18 protein-coding genes are annotated in these 20,066 nt (G+C 50.0%); 14 read left to right on the top strand and 4 right to left on the bottom strand.

What is annotated here, in order from left to right:
• Positions 1-101: 101 nt before the first annotated feature.
• From GWG06_RS27565 to GWG06_RS27540, 6 genes are all read left to right on the top strand, one after another.
• Positions 102-611, top strand: a complete 510-nt coding sequence (locus GWG06_RS27565) for a GNAT family N-acetyltransferase (protein ID WP_160717608.1) — start codon at positions 102-104, stop codon at positions 609-611.
• A 1-nt stretch (position 612) separates the two neighbouring features.
• A complete protein-coding gene (locus tag GWG06_RS27560) occupies positions 613-1,212 on the top strand; it encodes a pseudouridine synthase (RefSeq protein ID WP_127035869.1) in 600 nt (199 codons plus the stop codon).
• 92 nt (positions 1,213-1,304) lie between these two features.
• Complete coding sequence (locus GWG06_RS27555; RefSeq protein WP_160717606.1) at positions 1,305-3,602, top strand: family 20 glycosylhydrolase; 2,298 nt, start codon at positions 1,305-1,307, stop codon at positions 3,600-3,602.
• A gap of 86 nt (positions 3,603-3,688) precedes the next feature.
• Positions 3,689-4,978: a hypothetical protein gene (locus GWG06_RS27550; protein ID WP_160717604.1), complete on the top strand. Its 1,290-nt coding sequence runs from the start codon at positions 3,689-3,691 to the stop codon at positions 4,976-4,978.
• A 355-nt stretch (positions 4,979-5,333) separates the two neighbouring features.
• Complete coding sequence (locus GWG06_RS27545) at positions 5,334-6,083, top strand: peptidase associated/transthyretin-like domain-containing protein (protein ID WP_127035863.1); 750 nt, start codon at positions 5,334-5,336, stop codon at positions 6,081-6,083.
• A 51-nt stretch (positions 6,084-6,134) separates the two neighbouring features.
• Positions 6,135-6,725, top strand: a complete 591-nt coding sequence (locus GWG06_RS27540) for a hypothetical protein (protein WP_160717602.1) — start codon at positions 6,135-6,137, stop codon at positions 6,723-6,725.
• A gap of 3 nt (positions 6,726-6,728) precedes the next feature.
• On the opposite strand, the gene GWG06_RS27535 is transcribed toward GWG06_RS27540, so the two are convergent.
• Positions 6,729-7,604: an AraC family transcriptional regulator gene (locus GWG06_RS27535; protein ID WP_127035859.1), complete on the bottom strand. Its 876-nt coding sequence runs from the start codon at positions 7,602-7,604 to the stop codon at positions 6,729-6,731.
• A 153-nt stretch (positions 7,605-7,757) separates the two neighbouring features.
• Here GWG06_RS27535 and GWG06_RS27530 point away from each other — a divergent pair, with 153 nt between their 5' ends.
• The 4 genes from GWG06_RS27530 to GWG06_RS27515 are packed head-to-tail and all read left to right on the top strand — an operon-like array spanning position 7,758 to position 12,486.
• Entirely contained in the window at positions 7,758-8,684 is a 927-nt protein-coding gene (locus tag GWG06_RS27530) for a dihydrodipicolinate synthase family protein (RefSeq protein ID WP_173962702.1), read from the top strand.
• A 9-nt stretch (positions 8,685-8,693) separates the two neighbouring features.
• Positions 8,694-10,160 (top strand): aldehyde dehydrogenase (NADP(+)), encoded by a 1,467-nt coding sequence (locus GWG06_RS27525; RefSeq protein ID WP_160717600.1) that lies wholly within the window; start codon positions 8,694-8,696, stop codon positions 10,158-10,160.
• A gap of 49 nt (positions 10,161-10,209) precedes the next feature.
• Positions 10,210-11,217, top strand: a complete 1,008-nt coding sequence (locus GWG06_RS27520; RefSeq protein WP_160717598.1) for a 4-hydroxyproline epimerase — start codon at positions 10,210-10,212, stop codon at positions 11,215-11,217.
• Between the two features lie 24 nt (positions 11,218-11,241).
• Entirely contained in the window at positions 11,242-12,486 is a 1,245-nt protein-coding gene (locus tag GWG06_RS27515) for an NAD(P)/FAD-dependent oxidoreductase (RefSeq protein WP_160717596.1), read from the top strand.
• Positions 12,487-12,661: 175 nt separating this feature from the next.
• On the opposite strand, the gene GWG06_RS27510 is transcribed toward GWG06_RS27515, so the two are convergent.
• From GWG06_RS27510 to GWG06_RS27500, 3 genes are all read right to left on the bottom strand, one after another.
• Positions 12,662-14,149: a calcineurin-like phosphoesterase C-terminal domain-containing protein gene (locus GWG06_RS27510; protein ID WP_160717594.1), complete on the bottom strand. Its 1,488-nt coding sequence runs from the start codon at positions 14,147-14,149 to the stop codon at positions 12,662-12,664.
• Between the two features lie 159 nt (positions 14,150-14,308).
• Positions 14,309-14,611, bottom strand: a complete 303-nt coding sequence (locus tag GWG06_RS27505) for a DUF1905 domain-containing protein (protein ID WP_160717592.1) — start codon at positions 14,609-14,611, stop codon at positions 14,309-14,311.
• A gap of 160 nt (positions 14,612-14,771) precedes the next feature.
• Entirely contained in the window at positions 14,772-15,587 is an 816-nt protein-coding gene (locus GWG06_RS27500) for a CHRD domain-containing protein (RefSeq protein WP_160717590.1), read from the bottom strand.
• Positions 15,588-15,829: 242 nt separating this feature from the next.
• Between GWG06_RS27500 and GWG06_RS27495 the strand changes: the two genes are divergently transcribed.
• From GWG06_RS27495 to GWG06_RS27480, 4 genes are all read left to right on the top strand, one after another.
• Positions 15,830-16,954 (top strand): transglutaminase-like domain-containing protein, encoded by a 1,125-nt coding sequence (locus GWG06_RS27495; protein ID WP_160717588.1) that lies wholly within the window; start codon positions 15,830-15,832, stop codon positions 16,952-16,954.
• Between the two features lie 43 nt (positions 16,955-16,997).
• The gene (locus tag GWG06_RS27490) at positions 16,998-17,729 is read left to right on the top strand and encodes a class I SAM-dependent methyltransferase (RefSeq protein WP_160717586.1); all 732 of its coding nucleotides are present in this window, start codon (positions 16,998-17,000) and stop codon (positions 17,727-17,729) included.
• Positions 17,730-18,213: 484 nt separating this feature from the next.
• Positions 18,214-18,816, top strand: a complete 603-nt coding sequence (locus GWG06_RS27485) for a Pvc16 family protein (RefSeq protein ID WP_127035841.1) — start codon at positions 18,214-18,216, stop codon at positions 18,814-18,816.
• A gap of 9 nt (positions 18,817-18,825) precedes the next feature.
• Complete coding sequence (locus GWG06_RS27480; RefSeq protein WP_160717584.1) at positions 18,826-20,061, top strand: hypothetical protein; 1,236 nt, start codon at positions 18,826-18,828, stop codon at positions 20,059-20,061.
• Positions 20,062-20,066: the final 5 nt, after the last annotated feature.

Raw genomic sequence — 20,066 nt, 5'->3', positions numbered from 1 at the left:
TAACAAGCTGCGCAGCACAATTGTCACCAGACGCATTTGTTTATATCTCTGCTTTTCACTAACCTTGCCGCCCCGGATACCATCCTGCAAAAATTAATATTATGGAATTTACCACCAGTACGGCGGCAGACATGGACGAAATATTCCGTCTTTATGATGAAGCCATTGCATTTCAGAAAACAAGATTTCACAAGCACTGGAAGGCTTTTGACCGGGACCTGGTTGCCAGGGAAATTGCTGCCGGTCATCAGTGGAAGATTGTACAGGATGGTAAAATTGCCTGTGTATTTGTAACGGCTTTCAGCGACCCGTTTATCTGGGGAGAAAAAAACAACGATCCTGCCGTTTACCTTCACAGGATTGTTACCAACCCGGCTTTCAGAGGAGGCAGTTATGTAAGGGAAATTGTAAAATGGGCAAAGGAATACGGCCGTGAACAGGGCTTGAAATTTATCCGGATGGATACCTGGGGAGATAACCAGGAGCTGATCAGCTACTATGTAAAATGTGGTTTTACTTTCCTGGGGCTGGTGACGCCGGGAGACACCGCTCAGCTGCCGGCGCACTATTCTGCCGCTCAGCTCAGCCTTTTTGAAATTTCTATTGATTAGCATGGAGGCGCATCGTTATTTCGTTATCTATAAACCATTTGATATGGTTTCGCAGTTTGTCAGCCCCGATAAGGTGAACCTGCTGTGCGACCTGGATTATCCGTTTCCGGAAGGCACCCATGCGGTAGGCCGGCTGGATAACCATTCTGAAGGATTGCTGCTGCTGACCACCAACAAAAAAGTAACCCGGCTGCTTTTCCAAAGCGAGGTGCCGCACCGGCGTACCTACCTGGTAAAAGTAAAAGGGGCGATGAGCGGAGAAACCCTGCAGCGGTTGCGTCACGGTGTGCCCATTCGTATAGACGGCGGAGAAGAATACGTCACCACTCCCTGTCATATTGAAATAACACAGAAGCCCGTTACTATTGCTGAACGCAGCTTTGAGCTCCCCGCCAACGCTCCGCATACCTGGCTGCTCATCACCCTGACAGAAGGAAAATATCACCAGGTACGCAAAATGGTAGGCGCCGTAAAACACCGGTGTCAGCGGCTGATACGTGTTTCCATCGAAGATATGACCCTCGGAAACCTGCAGCCGGGAGAAGTCCGCGAAGTACCGGAGCAGGAATTTTTTGAGCTACTGAAGATTACGGGTTATTAATATACCCCCATAAAAAGACAATATCGCATTAGGTTACGCCTGCTTTTCCCGTTAGATTTGCCTGTTGGAAATCATGCTATAACGAGAATTTTATGAGGAAACTATGGACGATGGCGCTGCTATTGGCGCTTGGCACGCGGCTGCATGCACAGGAGCAGCGTTTCCCTGTAATCCCGTACCCGCAGCAGCTGGTACCCGGTACAGGCGAATTTGTGATCACAAAAGATACCAGGCTGGTACTTCCCGCCCACGCAGGACGTTACAGCAACGAAACCGCACAACTGCAATCACTGATCCGGCAGGGGCTGGGCTATAGCCTGAAAGTAGCGGCCAAAGCGCCCGCTGCCAATGTGATCATCCTGCGTCTGAATGATGCACTGGCAGGAGAGGAGGCTTATACCATGCAGGTAAATCCGCAGCAGCTGGTCATCAGCGCCAAAGGTGCGGCAGGCTTTTTCCGCGCGGTGGAGACACTGCGTCAGCTGATGCCGCCTTTTACAGAAGGCAGCGCAGGCGGGCATGTTACGGCGGTCAATATTCCGGCGATGGATCTGAAAGATCAGCCGGCGTACGCCTGGCGGGGTATGCACCTGGATGTTTCCCGGCACTTCTTCTCCATAGACTATCTGAAGAAATTTATTGACCTGCTGGCCCTCTACAAGATGAATAAATTGCACCTGCATCTGACTGATGACCAGGGCTGGCGTATTGAAATCAAAAAATATCCGCTGCTTACCCAACAGGGAGCATGGCGTACGTTTAATAACCAGGATTCTGTCTGCATGCAGCAGGCAAAAAATAATCCTGATATGGCAATTGATACGGCGCACATCATTCATAAAAACGGGAAGACCCTGTACGGAGGCTTCTATACCCAGGCGCAGATGCGCGACCTGATTGCGTTTGCTGCAGCCAGACATGTGGAAATTATTCCGGAGATAGATATGCCAGGGCATATGATGGCGGCGATCCGCGCTTATCCTTATCTGTCCTGCAGCGGTGAAAGCGGCTGGGGAAAGGATTTCTCCACACCCATATGCCCCTGCAATGAGGCCACTTACAAATTTGCAGAAGATGTGTTTTCAGAAATAGCCGCGCTGTTTCCGTCCGAATATATACACCTGGGCGCCGATGAGGTCGAGAAGACCAGCTGGGCAAAGTCTCCGCTCTGTGCCACCGTGATGCAGCAAAACAACCTGAAAAGCGTAGAGGAACTGCAGAGTTACTTTGTAAAACGTATGGAGAAGTTCTTCCATTCCAAAGGCAAACGCCTGATTGGCTGGGATGAAATTCTGGAAGGCGGTATCAGCGAAACCGCTTTGCTGATGTACTGGCGCTCCTGGGTGCCTGATGCCCCGGTGAAAGCTGCCAGACACGGTAATAAAGTGATTATGACGCCTGGCAACCCGCTGTACTTTGACGGTGTTCCAGACCGCAATTCACTATCCAATGTATATCATTTCAATCCCATCCCGAAAGGGCTTACCGCGGACGAAGCCGCGCATATCATGGGAGCGCAGGCCAATATCTGGACAGAATGGATACCTTCTGAAAAGCGGGCCGACTACATGTTTATGCCCCGCATGACTGCCCTCTCGGAGGTATTATGGACCAACCGCCAGGATTATGGTGGCTACCTGCAACGCCTGAACGAACATTATGCCCGCCTGGACCAGCTGGGCGTTCATTACCGCCTGCCCGACCTGGACGGTTTTACGGAAGATAATGTTTTCGTAGAGCCGGTAACGTTACGGGTACGCAAACCCCTGGACAATCTGAGTATCCGCTATACAACGGACGGCACTATACCGGTGGCTGCTTCTCCGGTACTCCCGGCAGACTACCGCATCAGTGAGCCGCAAACCATTAAGCTGGCGGCTTTCAGCCCGGCCGGCAACCGCGGTGATATTTATACGCTGCATTACCGCAAACAGTCCTATGCAAAACCTGCTGGCATAACACCGGCTGTAAATGGCCTGCAGCTGGACTATTTCAAGGGCAGCTTTAAAACCACCCGCGTCATTAAACCTGCACCGGATACTACTGTTCGTGTAGCCAATATAGTGATACCCGAAGGCCTGGGGCCTGCCGGCGCGGCATTTGGTGCGCGGCTGCAGGGATACATTCAAGCGCCGGAAACCGGTATCTACAGCTTCTTCCTGACCTGTGATGATGGTGGTATGCTGTATATCGGCGGCCACGAAACCGTGAATAATGACGGCTGGCATGCACCTTTACAGAAGAGCGGCCAGGTTGCCCTGGAAAAAGGATGGCACCCCTTCCGCGTGGATTTTGTGGAAGGTGGCGGCGGGTATACGCTCAAACTCGAATACAGCGTGAACGGAAGTCCGCTGCAACCCGTACCCGATACGTGGCTGAAAACGAAATAATCAATATTGCTACCGATAGGAAAAGGGTTCCGGGAATATTTCCGGAACCCTTTGTTGTTACCGGAAGATCTGTATTTTTGACAGCTATGCGTATTATCCATATCCTGCTATGCCTGTTATGTTGGAGACATGTTGCAGCCGCCACTGAAAAAGATCTTGCCAGAACCTTGTCTGTATTGACTTCCCGTCAGCAGGCCATATTATACCAGTATGCCACCTTACAGCGTTATTCCAGTGTAGCCGTTGCCGATAGTTTCTGGCAGCAGTACCGTGCGGAGCTGCCACCGGTATCCAGGGAAGACGCCGGTACGCTGGCGCAGGAGCTGCTGGCCAATACGGAAATACGCTACCGGGCGAAGCAGCCTTCCCGGCTGCAGGCGCTGAGAGGCGTATTCACTGCATCGCGGCTGCTGATAGGTTTATCCGGACTGATAGCTGCCTGGGCACTGCTGCAGCTGCTGGGGCGCTACTGGACAAATATCCGCAACTGGCTGATCAGGCATCTGGCACCCTTGTTTTATCGTCTCTTTTCTCCCCGCATGTTAACCTGGGAGTTGCTGCTGCTGGGCCTTGCAGCAGTATATACCGGAGTATGGATACAGGACACCGCATTGCGTACGGTGGTCATACATTGCGGATTATTTGTGGTATGGGCGCAACTAACGGCCATCGCTACACGCAGATATCTGGTGAAGCAATACCTGGACGCTGTCATGGAATGCCTCGATGGCCGGGTACCGCCCGCAGCGGCTTTCCGGGAAATCTGCCTGCCCGCCGCCGCAGCTGCGGGGTGTATGGCCTGGGTCATATACCGTTGTCAGGATGAGTGGTACGCTTATGAAATTGCAGTGCCGCTGCTGATAGCGCTGTTTGCGATGCCTCCTGTAACCTGGCGTCAGGGGTTGCTCAGCCGCCTGTTACTGCCTTTCGGAGGGAATATACGGGCATCGGGCCGCCGGCTGGCCACTTACACAGCCGCCGCTTTGGCGGCCTGGGGGGTGCTGATATGTTTTGCGGCGGTATTCCCGCAACCGCTGGCCACCGTGGGCATCCTGGTGGCTGCCATGCTACTGTACCTGTCTGTGGAAGAAGTGACCCGCTGCGGCCGCCGCAACTACATCTGGCTGCAGCTGGTAACGGTGATATGGTGCTGCGCCATGTTGCTGGCCGGTACCCGGTTCAGTATACCGTTGATGGCCTGGACTGCCCTGGGCGCTTTACTCTGCTATGTGATGATTAAATACTGGGAAATACCGGTACTGCTGGGCTACAGCTGGAAACGCCGCAAAGCCTGGGGAATGTTGGGCATGGCGCTGATCATCTGGGGTATCGCCTCCCTGATCCGTTGGCAACCACAATGGTTTATCTGGTTTTAAATTGAAAATTTCAGTTAATTGTTTATTTTTGCGCTCCCCGGTAACAACTGTTACTAAAGATATTTAAGATACGCGCAGATCCGAAAACGTACTGACAAGGCTTCTCAGGGCCTCCAAGGCGGAAGTAGGGTCTGCGTTTTTTTTCAATTACAAATTACGAATTACGAATTGCGAATGATGAGCGAAGACATAAGCGGATAAGAAGTTTATTATCCGCTTATGTCTTCGCTCATCATTCGCAATTCGTAATTCGTAATTCGTAATTGAAAATTAAAACCTATTCATAAACGCAACGAATTGTTAATATTTTCCATATTCTTGTCTTTTAATTGATCCTGTGTTAGATTGGGTTAAAATGAGTATTGCTATTCAGGTAAGATATACAGTTATATTGGTGGTGCTGCTGTTATGTAGTGTAGTGGCGGCTGCGCAGGTGCGTATTTATGGAACGGTATATGACCGCTCTGCGCGCTTCGGGATGTCCGGTGTGAGTGTGAGGGGGAATACTGGAGCGGGAACGGTGACGGATTCGCTGGGGCGTTACAGTATTATGCTGCACAGGGGAGATTCGGTCAGCTTCTCTTACCAGGGAAAGTCAACACAATGGTTTCCGGTTAATGAAATACAGTCACACCGCGCGTTTGATATGAGTATTCATGTGGACATACAGACGTTGCCAACGGTAGTGGTAGCAGCCAAACCGCGTACATTCCGTTTTGATTCGCTGGAAAGACGTAATGAATACAGGAAGGTATTTGAGTTTGCGCCGGAATACCTGACTACCGGCAGTGGTTTCGGTGCGGGCGCCGGAGTTAACCTGGATGCATTGTTCAGTATGCGGAAGATCAAACGCATGGAGGCTTTCCGGGAATTTCTGATTCAGGATGAACAGGATAAATATGTAGACTACCGCTTTAATAAAGAGCTGGTAAGTAAAATTACCGGGCTGGAATCGCCGGCACTGGAATTTTTCATGAAGGAATATCGCCCCAATTACTGGATGATACAGAGTTTCCGTAACGAGTACGAATTCTATAAATATATCAAAGATGCCGCCAGGTCATTCGGCGCAGAATGGAAGCGGGAACACCCCTATAAATTTTAGATAGCTGATACATGATAAAATTGATTAATTTTATTGCATAATCAGCAAAAAATGAGCATCAGCAAAATTCTCTCCCGGTTGGCTTTTTTATTATTGTTATGCACGGCCCTGCAGGTATCTGCGCAGTCTGAAAAGCCCGTCATTACCGATGTTACATCAGATATACTGGCCTGGGTAAAGCGGCTGGATAACGGATTCGACAAGTACTGCACCCGGGAAAAGGCTGCTGATCTCAAACAGGGTTTCGAGTTTTTCAAACAGGACCTGGGCGTATATATGAAAACCCGCAAAACCTTATCTGATAGTCTTTTCCGCCATAATATCTCTCCCGGAAAAAAAGATCCCGATAACCTGGAAACGCTGAAAGTAAGGATGAGTGCCGTGATGGAACGGATGCGCAACGTCTCTGATTTTGTCAGCAACGACCTGCGTCAGCAGGGCGATCAGCTCAGCGAGCATATTTATGATGTGCTGTACGGACAGGAAAATAATTATATCTCCGCCCTGGATGCGTTTCTGGCAGGCCAGGATGTAACAAAGAAAGACCTGGCGGTAGATGGCAGCACACGCACGGCCCGCCTGGAGGAATGCGTACGCATCCTCGCTTCCATGCAGGAGAAGGCAGAAAGAAAGCAGCGATAACAGCTATTCTACCTGCTCATATTCCTTCAGAAAACTACGGGGTGATTTACCGGTAACGGTCTTGAATACACGATTAAAGTTGGCAATGCTGTTGAATCCGCAGTTATACGCTACGGTAGCAATACTGTCATAGGACCTGTCTGCCAGTTTCTTGCATGCCTCGTTTACGCGTACCTCATTGAGGAAAGACACGAACGTCAGCCGTGTATGCTTCTTGAAATAGCGGCAGAAGGCTTCCGGCGTCATGTGGGCCTCGCGCGCAATATCTTCCAGCATGATGTCTGCATCATAATGCTTCATGATGTAATCATAAATATAACCGATACGGATCCCTTCCTGTTCGTTGACGGCAGATAACCGGGCACCGGAAATCAGCGGCTGCGGCGTTTTCCGGGTGGAGAAGAAATCGAGCAGCTCAATGAACCGGATCATCTGCGCCACACCTTTGGACTGATGTATGCGGAGTATGCTGTTGGATACTTCTGCCATATCTTCTTCCGCCACCTTAAAGCCATTACTGAATTGCTGGATAAAGGCGCTGATCTTTTTGAACTCCTGCAGATCCAGCATAGGCGCCAGCTTGCCCATAGGGTTGAAGAATAACGTTAACGCCTGTACGTTCTTTTTGCTCTTGGCAGCAAAATAAGACTGGTCGCTTTTAAAAACATGGGGCTGGTTACCTCCCAGCCAGAATATTTCGCCGGAGCGGAATGGGTGCATGCTGTTTTCGGCCAGCAATGTACCATTACCCTGCTGAATCCAGGTAAGCTGTATTTCTTCGTGGCGGTGCAGATATGGATAAAAATGCGGCAGCTGATCTTTCTGCGTGATAATGGTTTTGTCGTGCGCCACAGGTATGGTAAACTGTAAAACTTTCATGTATGCCTCCGTTATTACGAATACTAATTTCCAGAATTTTAATCAATAAATAATAATCATCTCCCTATATTGGTTAAAATATGAGCAAAAGTCGTCAATTCCTACTCAAACGAAAAAGGGGAGTCATACTACTTTTGAAAAAAAGAACGACGTATGAGTATTCAATGGAAAGGCGTATTTCCTGCGCTGACGACAAAATTTACCGCAGCAGACACGCTCGATATCCCTTTGTTTGAAAAGAATCTGCAGGCGCAGCTGGACGCCGGCGTTTCCGGAATCATCCTGGGTGGTACACTGGGAGAAGCCAGTGTGCTGACAGTAGAAGAGAAGGAAACCCTGGTAAAATTCGCTGTGGAAAGAGTGGAAGGCAGGGTGCCTGTAGTACTGAATATCGCTGAAGGGGCTACCCGCGAAGCGGTGAAACAGGCTGCACTGGCGAAACAGTGGGGTGCAAAGGGGCTGATGCTGTTACCGCCGATGCGCTATAAGAGCGACCACCGCGAAACGGTAACCTATTTTAAGACAGTGGCTGCTTCCACTGATCTGCCCATCATGTTGTATAACAATCCGGTGGATTATAAAATAGAAATTACCCTTGCCATGTTCGATGAACTGACTGCAGTGGATAATATCTGCGCAGTGAAGGAATCTACCAGAGATGTAACCAATGTAACCCGTATGCTCAACCGCTTCGGCGAGCGTTTCCGCATCCTGTGCGGTGTGGATACGCTGACTTTTGAAGAGCTGGCAGCAGGCGCCCATGGCCTGGTAGCCGGACTTGTATGTGCCTTCCCTGCAGAAACCGTTGCACTCTACCGCCTGGTGAAAGCCGGCCGCTATGAAGAAGCATTGGCCATTTACCGCTGGTTTATGCCATTGCTTGAACTGGACATTCATCCTAAACTGGTGCAGTACATCAAACTGGCAGAGTCGCAGGTAGGACTGGGCAGCGAGGCGGTACGTGCACCCAGACTCACGATCGTTGGACAGGAGAGAGAAGAAGTACTGTCCATGATTCAGCAACAGCTGGCAGTACGCCCGGCATTACCTGATTATAAGGCTATTGCAGCCCTTGTTTAAAAAATAGTTATGCAGGAAATCAATACTATAATGGAACAGTCCCAGGCTGCATTCCGTACCTACAGCCAGTTACCGGCTGCTGTACGGGCGCAGTTCCTGGAAACGGTGGCCGCAGAAATTGAGGCACGCCGGGAACAGCTGGTGACGATTGCCGGCGCAGAAACCAATCTGCCCGCCGCACGGCTGAATAATGAAATCAACCGCACCAATAACCAGCTGAAAATGTTTGCCGCCTACATCCGGGAAGGCAGCTGGGTGGAAGCCGCCATAGATACGGCTGATGCAGCAAGGGTACCGGCAAAGCCTGATACCCGCAAAATGCTGCTGCCCGCCGGCCCGGTAGTGGTTTTCGGTGCAAGCAATTTTCCTTTCGCCTTCTCCACTGCCGGCGGAGACACAGCCAGCGCGCTGGCAGCCGGCTGCACCGTAGTAGTGAAAGCGCATTCCGCACACTCCGGTACTTCCAGGGAAGTTTTTACTGCTATACTGAAAGCGATAGCTGCCTGCGGTATGCCTGAGCATACGGTGCAGCATGTTGAAATTCCGGGACATGCTACCGGTAAGGCGCTCGTGGCCCATCCGCTGACTACCGGCGTTGGTTTCACCGGCTCCCTGCAGGGAGGTAAGGCTTTGCTGGAATATGCTGCCGGCAGAGAAAACCCTATCCCCGTATTTGCAGAAATGAGCAGTATCAATCCGGTAGTTTTCTACCCGGATACTCTGTCGCAGAACGCGGCCACACTGGCTAAAAGCTATGCTGCCTCCATCACGCTGGGCATGGGACAATTCTGTACCAACCCTGGCTTGCTGCTGGCAATCGGCAGCGAAGCCACGGATAACTTTCTCCGCCTGCTGGCCGATGAAATAGAAAAAACTATTCCGCAGAAGATGCTGCACAGCGGTATTCATGCGTCATATGTGCGTACAATGGAAACGGTATTGTCGCAGGACGGTACCGTACTGCTGAAAACAGCCGCACAGCCGGCGCAGGAACTGGAAGCTACACCGGCAGTTGCCCGTGTAAATGCTGCACAGTTCCTGCAGAACCCGCACCTGCAGGAAGAAGTATTTGGTCCGTTCTCCCTGGCTGTTATCTGTGAAGATAAAACAGCGCTGAAACAGGTGCTGGCAACATTGAAAGGCCAGCTGACCACTACGGCGATGGCAACACCTGCGGATCTGGAAACGCATGCAGATATTCTCGCGTTGCAGACCACACTGGCAGGACGTATTATCCTGAACGACGTGCCTACCGGCGTGGAAGTGAATGCCAGCATGGTGCACGGCGGCCCGTTCCCGGCCACTACCGATGCCCGCTTTACTTCTGTCGGTACCACCGCTGCCCGCCGCTGGGTACGGCCTGCATGCTTTCAGGGCTTCACAGATGCACTGCTGCCGGAAGCACTGCGTAACAGCAACCCGCTGGGTATATTACGTATCGTCAATAACGAATGGACTAAGTCACCGGTTGTATAACGTATATACTTTACCGTTATATTTACCTGTTTTGAAAAATGAATCCACGATGAACAACCGTAAAACTTTTTTCTGTATAGATGCCCATACCTGTGGGAACCCCGTACGGCTGGTAGCCGGCGGCGGACCTGTATTACAGGGCAATGACATGAGCAGCAAGCGTCAGCATTTCCTGCAGTCGTACGACTGGATACGGAAAGGGCTCATGTTTGAACCCAGAGGCCATGATATGATGAGTGGCAGCATTCTCTATCCGCCGCATGATCCGCAGAACGATGTGGCCGTATTATTTATCGAAACCAGCGGGTGCCTCCCCATGTGTGGCCATGGTACAATAGGCACCATCACCATTGCGCTGGAAGAAGGACTGATTGCGCCACAAACGCCGGGAGTGATCCGCATGGAAGCACCGGCCGGACTGGTAAACATCACCTATCGGCAGGAAGGAAAGAAAGTGAAATCAGTAAAGCTGACAAACGTACCCTCCTTCCTGGCCGCTACAGACCTGGAAGTGGAATGCCCCGGCCTCGGACCTATCCGGGTAGACGTTTCCTATGGCGGTAACTTCTATGCCATTGTAGATGTACAGGAGAACTTCAGGGGACTGGAACATTATCCGGCAGATCAGCTGATATCAATGGCGAGAGAGCTGCGCAACCGTATCAATGCACAGTATACCTTTGTACATCCGGATAATCCTACCATCAACGGCTGCTCTCATATCCTATGGACAGGCGCTGTCATCAGCCAGGCTGCAACCGCGAGAAACGCAGTGTTTTACGGAGATAAAGCCATTGACCGCTCTCCCTGCGGTACCGGCACCTCCGCCCGCATGGCCCAGTGGTACGCTAAAGGGAAACTGAAAAAAGGACAGGAGTTCATTCATGAAAGTATTATCGGTTCCACCTTCACCGGACGTATCGAAGAAGAAACAATGGTAGCCGGCAAACCTGCGATCAGACCCAGCATTGAAGGATGGGCCAGAATATACGGATACAATACCATTACAATAGATCCGGAAGATGATCCCTATGCCTATGGTTTCCAGGTATTGTAGACCGCTCACAAAAAACAGCAGTACATGAAATGTATGATTATTGGCGGCGGCATCATTGGCCTGAGCGCTGCCTGGTTCCTGCAGCAGGATGGCTGGGATGTAACCATCCTCGAACGTAATGATTTCAGCGATAGCTGCTCCTACGGCAACGCAGGCTATGTATGTCCCAGTCACTTTGTACCGATGGCCACGCCAGGTATTGTGAAACTGGGGCTGAAATGGATGTTGCAGCCGGACAGCCCGTTTTACATACAGCCACGGCTAAACGCAGATCTGATTGACTGGGGCTGGAAATTTATCCGCAGCGCCAACAACCGGCGTGTACAGGCCGCCTATACGCCGTTACGCGATATTGCACTGCTCAGCCAGTACTGGTACGAGCAGTGGGCACAGCACCCGGATCTGGCATTTGCCTATGAAAAAAGAGGTATGCTGGAGATGTTCAAAACCAGTGCTAATGAAGAGCACGCCTACCATGCCGTGCAGGATGCCGTCAAACTCGGACTGGACGCCGCACTGCTGGATGCAAAAGCAGTGAGGGCGCTGGAACCAGACACGGATATAGATATCCGCGGAGCTATCCATTACCGCTGTGATGCGCAGCTGTATCCGGATAAGCTGATGCACAGCCTGCAGGCATGGCTAAAGGCGAAAGACGTGAAGATGATCAGCAACGCGGAAGTGACCGGTTTTGAAACCACTGGCGGAAAAATCACCAAAGTGCTGACAGCCACGCAGGCTTACGATACGGACATGGCCGTTATCGCCACCGGCTCCTGGAGCCGCGGCGTAGCTGCAAAAGTAGGGGTGAAACTCCCTATGGTCGGTGGCCGCGGTTATTCGGTTACCTACGAAGACTCGCCGTATCACCTGCGTCACCCCGCCATACTGACGGAAGGCCGCGTAGCAGTAAGCCCGATGGATGGCAACAAAATCCGCTTCGGCGGCACCATGGAAATTACGGGACTGGACGCACCACCCAGCTACAAAAGGGTGAAAGGTATTCTTAAAACGGTAAAGGAATTTTTCCCTGCTTTTGATATACCCATGCCGGCGGCCGAAAAAATATGGTATGGCTACAGACCCTGTTCGGCAGATGGTCTGCCATACATCGGTAAGCCAGGACATCTGCAGAACTGCATCATTGCTACCGGGCACTCCATGCTGGGAATCAGCCTGGGAGCCGGTACCGGCAAGCTGGTAGCGGAACTTGCCAAAGGCGGCCCTACAAGCATGTCTACTACACCATTTAATCCTGAACGGTTTTAACCGTTATGGTTATACGTAAATGTGAAAGGTGCCTCCTTTATACAGGGGCACCTTTTTATTTAGTTATTTAGTTATTTTTTTATTTGAGATTTTGACATCCATTCCTTGTTTCCCCTGAACCTTCAGACCAAAGGAAAACAAGGAATGGATGTCAAAATCTCAAATAAAAAAATAACTAAATAACCCTGCTCTCGTATTCATTCCCAAAGCGGTCTGTGGCTTTTATGGTAATATTTCTGGCATCAGCGGAAGGTTTCGCGAAGAACATATGGTCTGTCAGGTAAGGTTCTACCCAGGTATGTTTTTTAGGAAGCTGCGGACCGGTGTAGAGTTCCTGTGCAAGCGGATCGTAGGCTACGCGCTGTTCCATGGCGCCTTTCAGTATACCGTCTTCATACCATTCCACTTTCCATTTGCTATCCCAGTTCCATACGTTGGCAGCTATTTCTTCGGGGGCATCTTTTGCTTTCCCTTTGGCGTAGGTACGTATTTGCACGTCTTTTGCCAGGCCAGTGGATTTATAATACCATTTAATATCCGATCCGTTGACCTCATAAACACCATATCCGCCGGGAGTGCCGTCGCCGCATATAGGGCCTGTCCACCATGCGCCGCAAACGGTGCCATGGTTGTGTTCCATGATATTACCTTCTTCCCAGTTGTCATTGAAGTGCGTATGACCGCTCATGATATGTGTTTTGAAGGGCGCGAGCAGTTTATACAGCTGTTTTCTGTTGGAGACAACGCCACTCAGTTCTTCGGCTTTACGCTCTCTGCGTGCCGCGCCGGTGTTGGTAGGGATATGCAGGCTTACTACCACGGTGCTGCCGGGTTTTACCAGGGCCAGGTCCTGCTCCAGCCACTGAAGCTGGTTTTCTGTCAGATAGCCGATGTACTTCTTGGCGGTGCCTATAAAAAATACATCATCCAGTACTATGTAGTGAATCTCTCCGCGGTTGTAGGAGTAATAGGTGGGGCCGAACTGCTGTTTGTATGTCTGTGCAGAGTAATCATCTGTACGGGCATCCACATCCATATCATGATTACCGATAACATTGTAGAACGGAATACCACACATGTCTATAGCCTGCTTGTAATCTTCAAACAGTTCAAAGTGATCCCATACCAGGTCGCCGCAGCCGATGCCGTGAAATAATGTGCCGGCAGGATAAGACTTCACCAGCGCCTGTAAGTCGGGTACAGACTGTGTTTTCAGCTGTTCCGCATCTTGTTTGGAGATGATCTGGGTATCAGCCCATACCACGAAATTATGCTGACGATCGTCTGTCACAAGTTTCTCCAGTGAGAAATCATGGCGTTGCACCGCGCTGTTTTTCAACAGCGGTCTGTAAAAGGCGGCGATGTGTTTCTCTGCCGGAATAGCATATCCGGCCGGAACGCTGATATATACAAATGATGCCGTGGCATTGCTCTGCAACGTATATTGCCCGTTTTTATCTGTCTGCGTGATATTGATACCATCTGTCACGGCAACACCGGCGATGCCTTTACCCTGGCTCTGCACCTTGCCTTTCAGCGTAATGACGGTAAGGTCGATGTTACCGGAGCGGATTTCCGGCTGTGCCTGTAATAAAGCGGAAGGCATGGCGGCGAGCGGCCCTGCCAGGCTCAGGTTCTTCAGGAAGTTTCTTCTGTTTAACATAGTATCTGTTGGTTTATAGCGGTTTTTCGGTGGCATTGTAAAATACAAATTAGCGCCTGCTGCTGGTAGCAGGGCGCTAATGTATAGGACCCGGATGAAGATAATGTTAAGGGAGTATTAATTTAAGGATAATTGGGGGATAACGGGAAAGGGTATACGCTAATCCAGGATGCGTTCCTGCAGCCGGATGGTGACTTCTTCGCCGGCTTCTTTACCGATAGCTTTACGTACATCCGCTTTTACAGGGAGTTTGTGGGTGCCGTCGCCCAGCGCCATAAAAGAACTTTGAAAAGCGTGTCCGTCAATTGTACCACGCACTTTCACCAGGCCGCGGGTGCCGAAGAAGGCAACGGAACCGGGCCAGATAATGTATGTCCAGCCGCCTTTAGCCGGACTTTTCTGCAGGGTGGCCCGGAATTGCTTGTTGAGGGCCGCACTGCCGGCAGATACTGACTTTGTCATTGTATGTTTTTTTATAGTGAGATAATACCGGTAACCATACAAAGCTAACGGCCGGCGGCCGCTTTCATACTGTGTAAAGACGACTTTTACAGGGGCTGAACACGACAAAAAAAGGCCACTCCGCTGTGGGAATGGCCAATGTAACAGCAGGGATATGTAATTAACGTATCTGCCCGCGGATAAGGCCGGCAGGGAAAGCGTTGGAATGCACATTCGTGTAAACCGGATCTGTTACCAGTGAGGTGCTGGTGGCTGCATCCAGCTGCGTCATTTTTGATATGCCAAAATCTGCCGCAGAGGCGCAGAGCGGAATCAGTACCGCTCCGTTTGTTCCGGCAGCGCCTTTATGCACATGCGCCATAGTGAGGGCATCACCTACCGGAGGATTGGTGACAGTTACCCTGGAATACAGTTTACGGGTGGTGGTAAGGCGCAGCAAAGCCAGTCCGGTAGCCAGTGTAGGTACCGGTGGCACTTCATTGGAGCCTTTCATGGCAACATCTGCTGCAAAGGCTATATCACTGTTAACCGTACCTCTTACCAGGCCCGTGGGCACTTTGGTAGAATGTACGTTGAAGTATATATCGTTTTGCTGATTCTTGAGACTGTCTGACAGCGATTGCCGCAGCACCAGCTCACCGCTGGCTCCTGCGCCGGTGAAGGCGGGGAAGGGCAGTATTACAGGTCCGTTGGTAACCGGATCCCCGGCATGGAAGTGCGCCATGGTCAGCTGGTCATCAGCAGCCAGACTGTTCACCTTGAAGGAATAGGTGAGCCGGTTGTTCGCATACAGCTGCATTGTTAGTAACCCGGTTTCGGTTCTGCCGGCAGGGGCCGGATTTTCCAGCTTCGGACTGAGCGGAACACTCCACACTACCTGTGGAAATTCATTGTTGTCGTCATTGTTGCTACAGGAGGAAAAAGAAAGGCAGCCGGCTGCCAATACAGAGAAGGCGGCGAAGTATCTGTTTTTCATAACCTAAGATTTGGTCTGTTAGGTATACAATCCTGCAGCGAAAAGGTTTAAGCAGGCACTTGTTTTATATGGGCAGGCCAGATGGCCGTCCCGGAAAAAACAGAAAATTTAACGCTCCATGCAACTTTTTACGATCGTGGTCGTCTTTAACTCAGTATTCCACTGCGAAATATACCTATCCCTGTATCATTCCAGGCGGAGGAAATGTTTATTATTCAGTCAACTGTAAAAATCGATCGTGTATGAAAGCAGGTATCTGCCTATTATTATTCTTTATCCCGGTAGCCGTGTTTTCCCAGTCAAAGCTACCTGTAATCAAAGCCTCCTCCAATCTGGCCAGCGTAAGGGACGGTAAGGTATTCCAGGACAAAACATGGACCATCACGCCGGCAGCAAAGCCGGATGTATTTGTCGCACTCAGTAAGAACGTTACTTTCTACACTGACCAGGACTCTATCTCTTTCCGGATGAAACCAGGTGTATACCATGACTTCTATGTGCTGCTGAATGGAAAGGATACGGCATGGACCCGTATTCAGGCGATGCCGCCCTACCTGGATACGCTGAAGGCTGCACGAAAATATAATTACTCGGATAAAAGAGAAATACCGGCATTTACTTATCAGTCTCCCGATGACCCGCGCCTGAAAAAAATACGGGCAGACCTGCAGCTGGATTCCATTGCAGGTAACGGCAACGATGCGTCCAAGATGATAAACCTGATGCAATGGGTGCATAATATCATCCGCCATGATGGTAACAGCAATAATCCTGCTGTAAAAAATGCCCTGGCTATCATCGATGTATGCCGGAAAGAGGACAGGGGCGTCAACTGCCGGATGATGGCTACCGTACTGAATGAGTGTTATCTGGCCATCGGATTTAAATCCCGCTTCGTTACCTGTATGCCCCGTCCGCTGAAATTTGATGATTGCCATGTTATCAATATGGTTTATTCCGATGATCTGGACAGATGGGTATGGATGGATCCTACCTTTAGTGCATATGTAATGGATGAAAAAGGGGAGCTGCTTGGACCGAAAGAAGTACGGGAGCGTCTGATAAACGGGCAGCCGCTTATCGTGAACCCTGATGCCAACTGGAACAGGAAGGTATCCTACAATAAGGAAAACTATCTCAATTCCTATATGGCTAAAAACCTGTACAGGATTGAATGCACAGCAAACAGTGAGGCGGATACGGAAACCTACACTTCCGGTAAACAGTTAACCTACATAGAGCTGTTGCCGATGAATGCTGTAAAACAGCTGCCACAGAAAGAAGAAAAAGTTACATCAAAAGGCACCACAATCAAAAATTACAAAACCAACAATCCTGACCTGTTCTGGGCAAAACCAACCCGTTAAGCAGACAGCTGTTTTTAGGGAGAGATCATTTATTTTTGTTGTTATGAAACAGAATAAATACGATGATCCCGGTTTCTTTGCCAGCTACAGCCAGATGCTCCGGTCTGTGGAAGGTTTACAGGCAGCAGGAGAGTGGGAGGTATTCCGGAACATGCTGCCTGCCCTGGAAGGTAAGCGTGTACTGGATCTGGGCTGTGGCTTCGGATGGCATTGCCGCTATGCACGCGAACAGCGTGCGGCCGCTGTTACAGGTGTGGACCTTTCAGCCAGAATGCTGGAACGTGCCGCAGCGCTCACTAACGACCCCGCCATTGTTTACCGGCTGGAACCGATAGAAGCGTTCACCTATACACGGGAAGAATATGATGTGGTCATCAGCTCACTGGCATTTCATTATATAGCAGATATCACCACGCTTTTCAGGCGGATATATGATTGCCTGAAACCTGGAGGCTCATTGATTTTTTCCGCAGAACATCCGGTATTCACCGCATTGCCTGCACAGGACTGGTACTATGACCAGCACGGCAAACGGCTGCACTGGCCTCTGGACAACTACCAGGACCAGGGAATCCGTCATACCAGCTTCCTGGACAATGAGGTCATCAAATACCACCGTACCGTAGCCGCATGGCTGAACGCCCTGATAGATGCCGGTTTCAGCATCCGTGAAGTAGCTGAACCCACACCGTCAGCAGCAGTACTTGAAAAATACCCGGAGATGAAAGATGAAAAGAGAAGACCGATATTTTTGATGCTGGCAGTTTGTACGTAATTACGAATTACGAATTACGAATTACGAATGTAGCTCGAAGATAAAAGCGAAGACCGAAGCGATATACTTTTAAGTATTTGCTTCGGTCTTCGCTTTTATCTTCGAGCTACATTCGTAATTCATAATTCGCAATTCGTAATTCAAAGTATTATATATAAGTTTAAAATTCATGTTGTATAATCCAAAATTATTTTATACTTTTAATTTCATCTGACAGATAATTAACGACACGTTAAGCAGGATAACTCCAAAAGAATTCAAAATAACTTCAGCAGCAAGTCTTTAAAAAAAATACCTCTGAGAGTTTGTATCGTGTGCCCTAAACCAATGACCAGACTGCGTTACGCGTACTGATGTATGCTGTTTGTGCGCATTGGAAAATGTAATGTTTGTAAGATTTAATGCCCCGTTTTTTTCATTACCAGTTTTCGGCTGTCACAACGCGTGAATGGTAACCCTGAGAAAAACCTAAATTTCATTTGTTATGATATTCCAGGCAATGGAATTAATCAGGCAGAACCTGAATGCATTCATTGCATCTGTTATTGTGCTGCCTAACCCCGAACCTGTGGTGCTTGGCAATATTGCTTTTGCAACCCCTGATAACCCGGCTACTCCGCCGGATGAATCAGCGCAGGTATATATGACCATGGTTAATGTGGAAGAAGAAGCTACCTACAGAAATCTTCCGGCAGTCAGGCAAAATGATATCAGGCCGCTGGCATATGTGAATCCGCCGATGCACCTGAATCTGTACCTGCTGTTTTCCGCCAACCATAAGGATTACAATATGGGGCTGCAGCTATTGGGGCTGATCCTGTCATTCTTTCAGGGTAACAGAATTTTTTCACTGTCACGCACACCTGTTCCTGCCACCGGCATATTTGCCACTCCCGGCGAGGCGGAGAACAATATTAAAATTACCATCGACCTGATGAGCCTCACCTTCGAACAAATCAATTACCTGTGGGGATCACTGGGCGGAAAACAGCAGCCATTCCTGCTCTTCAAGGCACGGCAGATTGAAATCGACGCAGCACGGATGACAGACAGCGGCGGATTAATTACCGAAGTAACTATCAATTAGTACAGTACTATGCAGGCGGTTTACCGTAAATTATTCGAGGTGCGCATCCTCCATGACTACTTCCTGGTGCCAGGTTTGATAGTTAGGTATCCTGACGGATTTGACATCCGCCGTGTGCTGAATATACAACCTGATGAGGCAACCTCCCGGCTGATGCGTAACCAGCACCTGCTGTTCCGCAGTACTGCCACCGGATTCAACGTGCTGGCCAGGTCAGAAGACATCAGCGGAGCCGGGCAGTATGCCACACTGGTAGATGCAACTGCAGCTATGCGCCTGTCTTTCCGTTGGCAACTGCTGGATCCTTTCTTTGAAAATTATACCAACCACAGGTTGCTGGAACCAGGCAAACAACTATATTATTTTTCTAACCGCAACGCCTCCGTGGTGGCCGGCACGGGTTTCCTGTATCCTGCCATGGCTGCTTTCGGTAGTACATATCATGGTGAGGCTAACTACAGCCTCGGCGATCTGGTGACAGAAGGCGGTGAAACATATGAGATGATTGATCAGCAGGCGCCTCCCATCAACTTCGCGGCTAACGCCGCTAAATGGCAGAAGGTCAGCACAGCTGTGATCAATTATGTAAATCCGCTGGCAAGGATAACGGTACAGGGTACACGATTTATACATACCCGTCCCAATACTACGCCAGGTGAATGGATCAGGGCTACCCTCCATGATGCGGACAATAATGTCGTAGACCTGGGGCTGACACCCGGTACAGGTAATCCGCAGCAGGAATATTTTTCCTCTGCCGATCCTGCCGACGATGTGAATTTTGTCCTTGATTTCAGCCGTATCAGCAACGGCCAGTACAGGCTTGAAATACAGGAGGCTTCGGGTTTAACCGTCAAAACATTTTATTATATCAATCCTTTATTACAACCTGATGTTTTCGGTGTGTCCGACTTCTTCGTGTCCGGTGCTGCAGCGCCTTTCACCTTTTTGAAGGAGGATCCGGTTACACACCGATGGCTACTGGACAACCCCAACAAAACATTTATGATACGTTTCCGAAACCGGCTCACCCGCTGGAAATACCTGAAACAGGACCAGACGGTATTCAACGAGCCTCCCGCTCCACGGCCGCTTACACAGTTCTATTCGGGATACAATATTCCGGGCCCTATGGGCACCACCATCAATCTGCCGGATCCTTCGCCGCATACCATCGTGCCGGAGGTGGACGCTGTTACGCATCTCGTTAAAAACATTTATTCAAAAATATATCTCCCCAAATAAATAGC

Source organism: Chitinophaga solisilvae, assembly GCF_009928525.1.
In the GTDB taxonomy this organism is placed as follows: domain Bacteria; phylum Bacteroidota; class Bacteroidia; order Chitinophagales; family Chitinophagaceae; genus Chitinophaga; species Chitinophaga solisilvae.
Note: the sequence above shows the minus strand (reverse complement) of the source record. Positions and strands in the feature narration are given on the sequence as shown.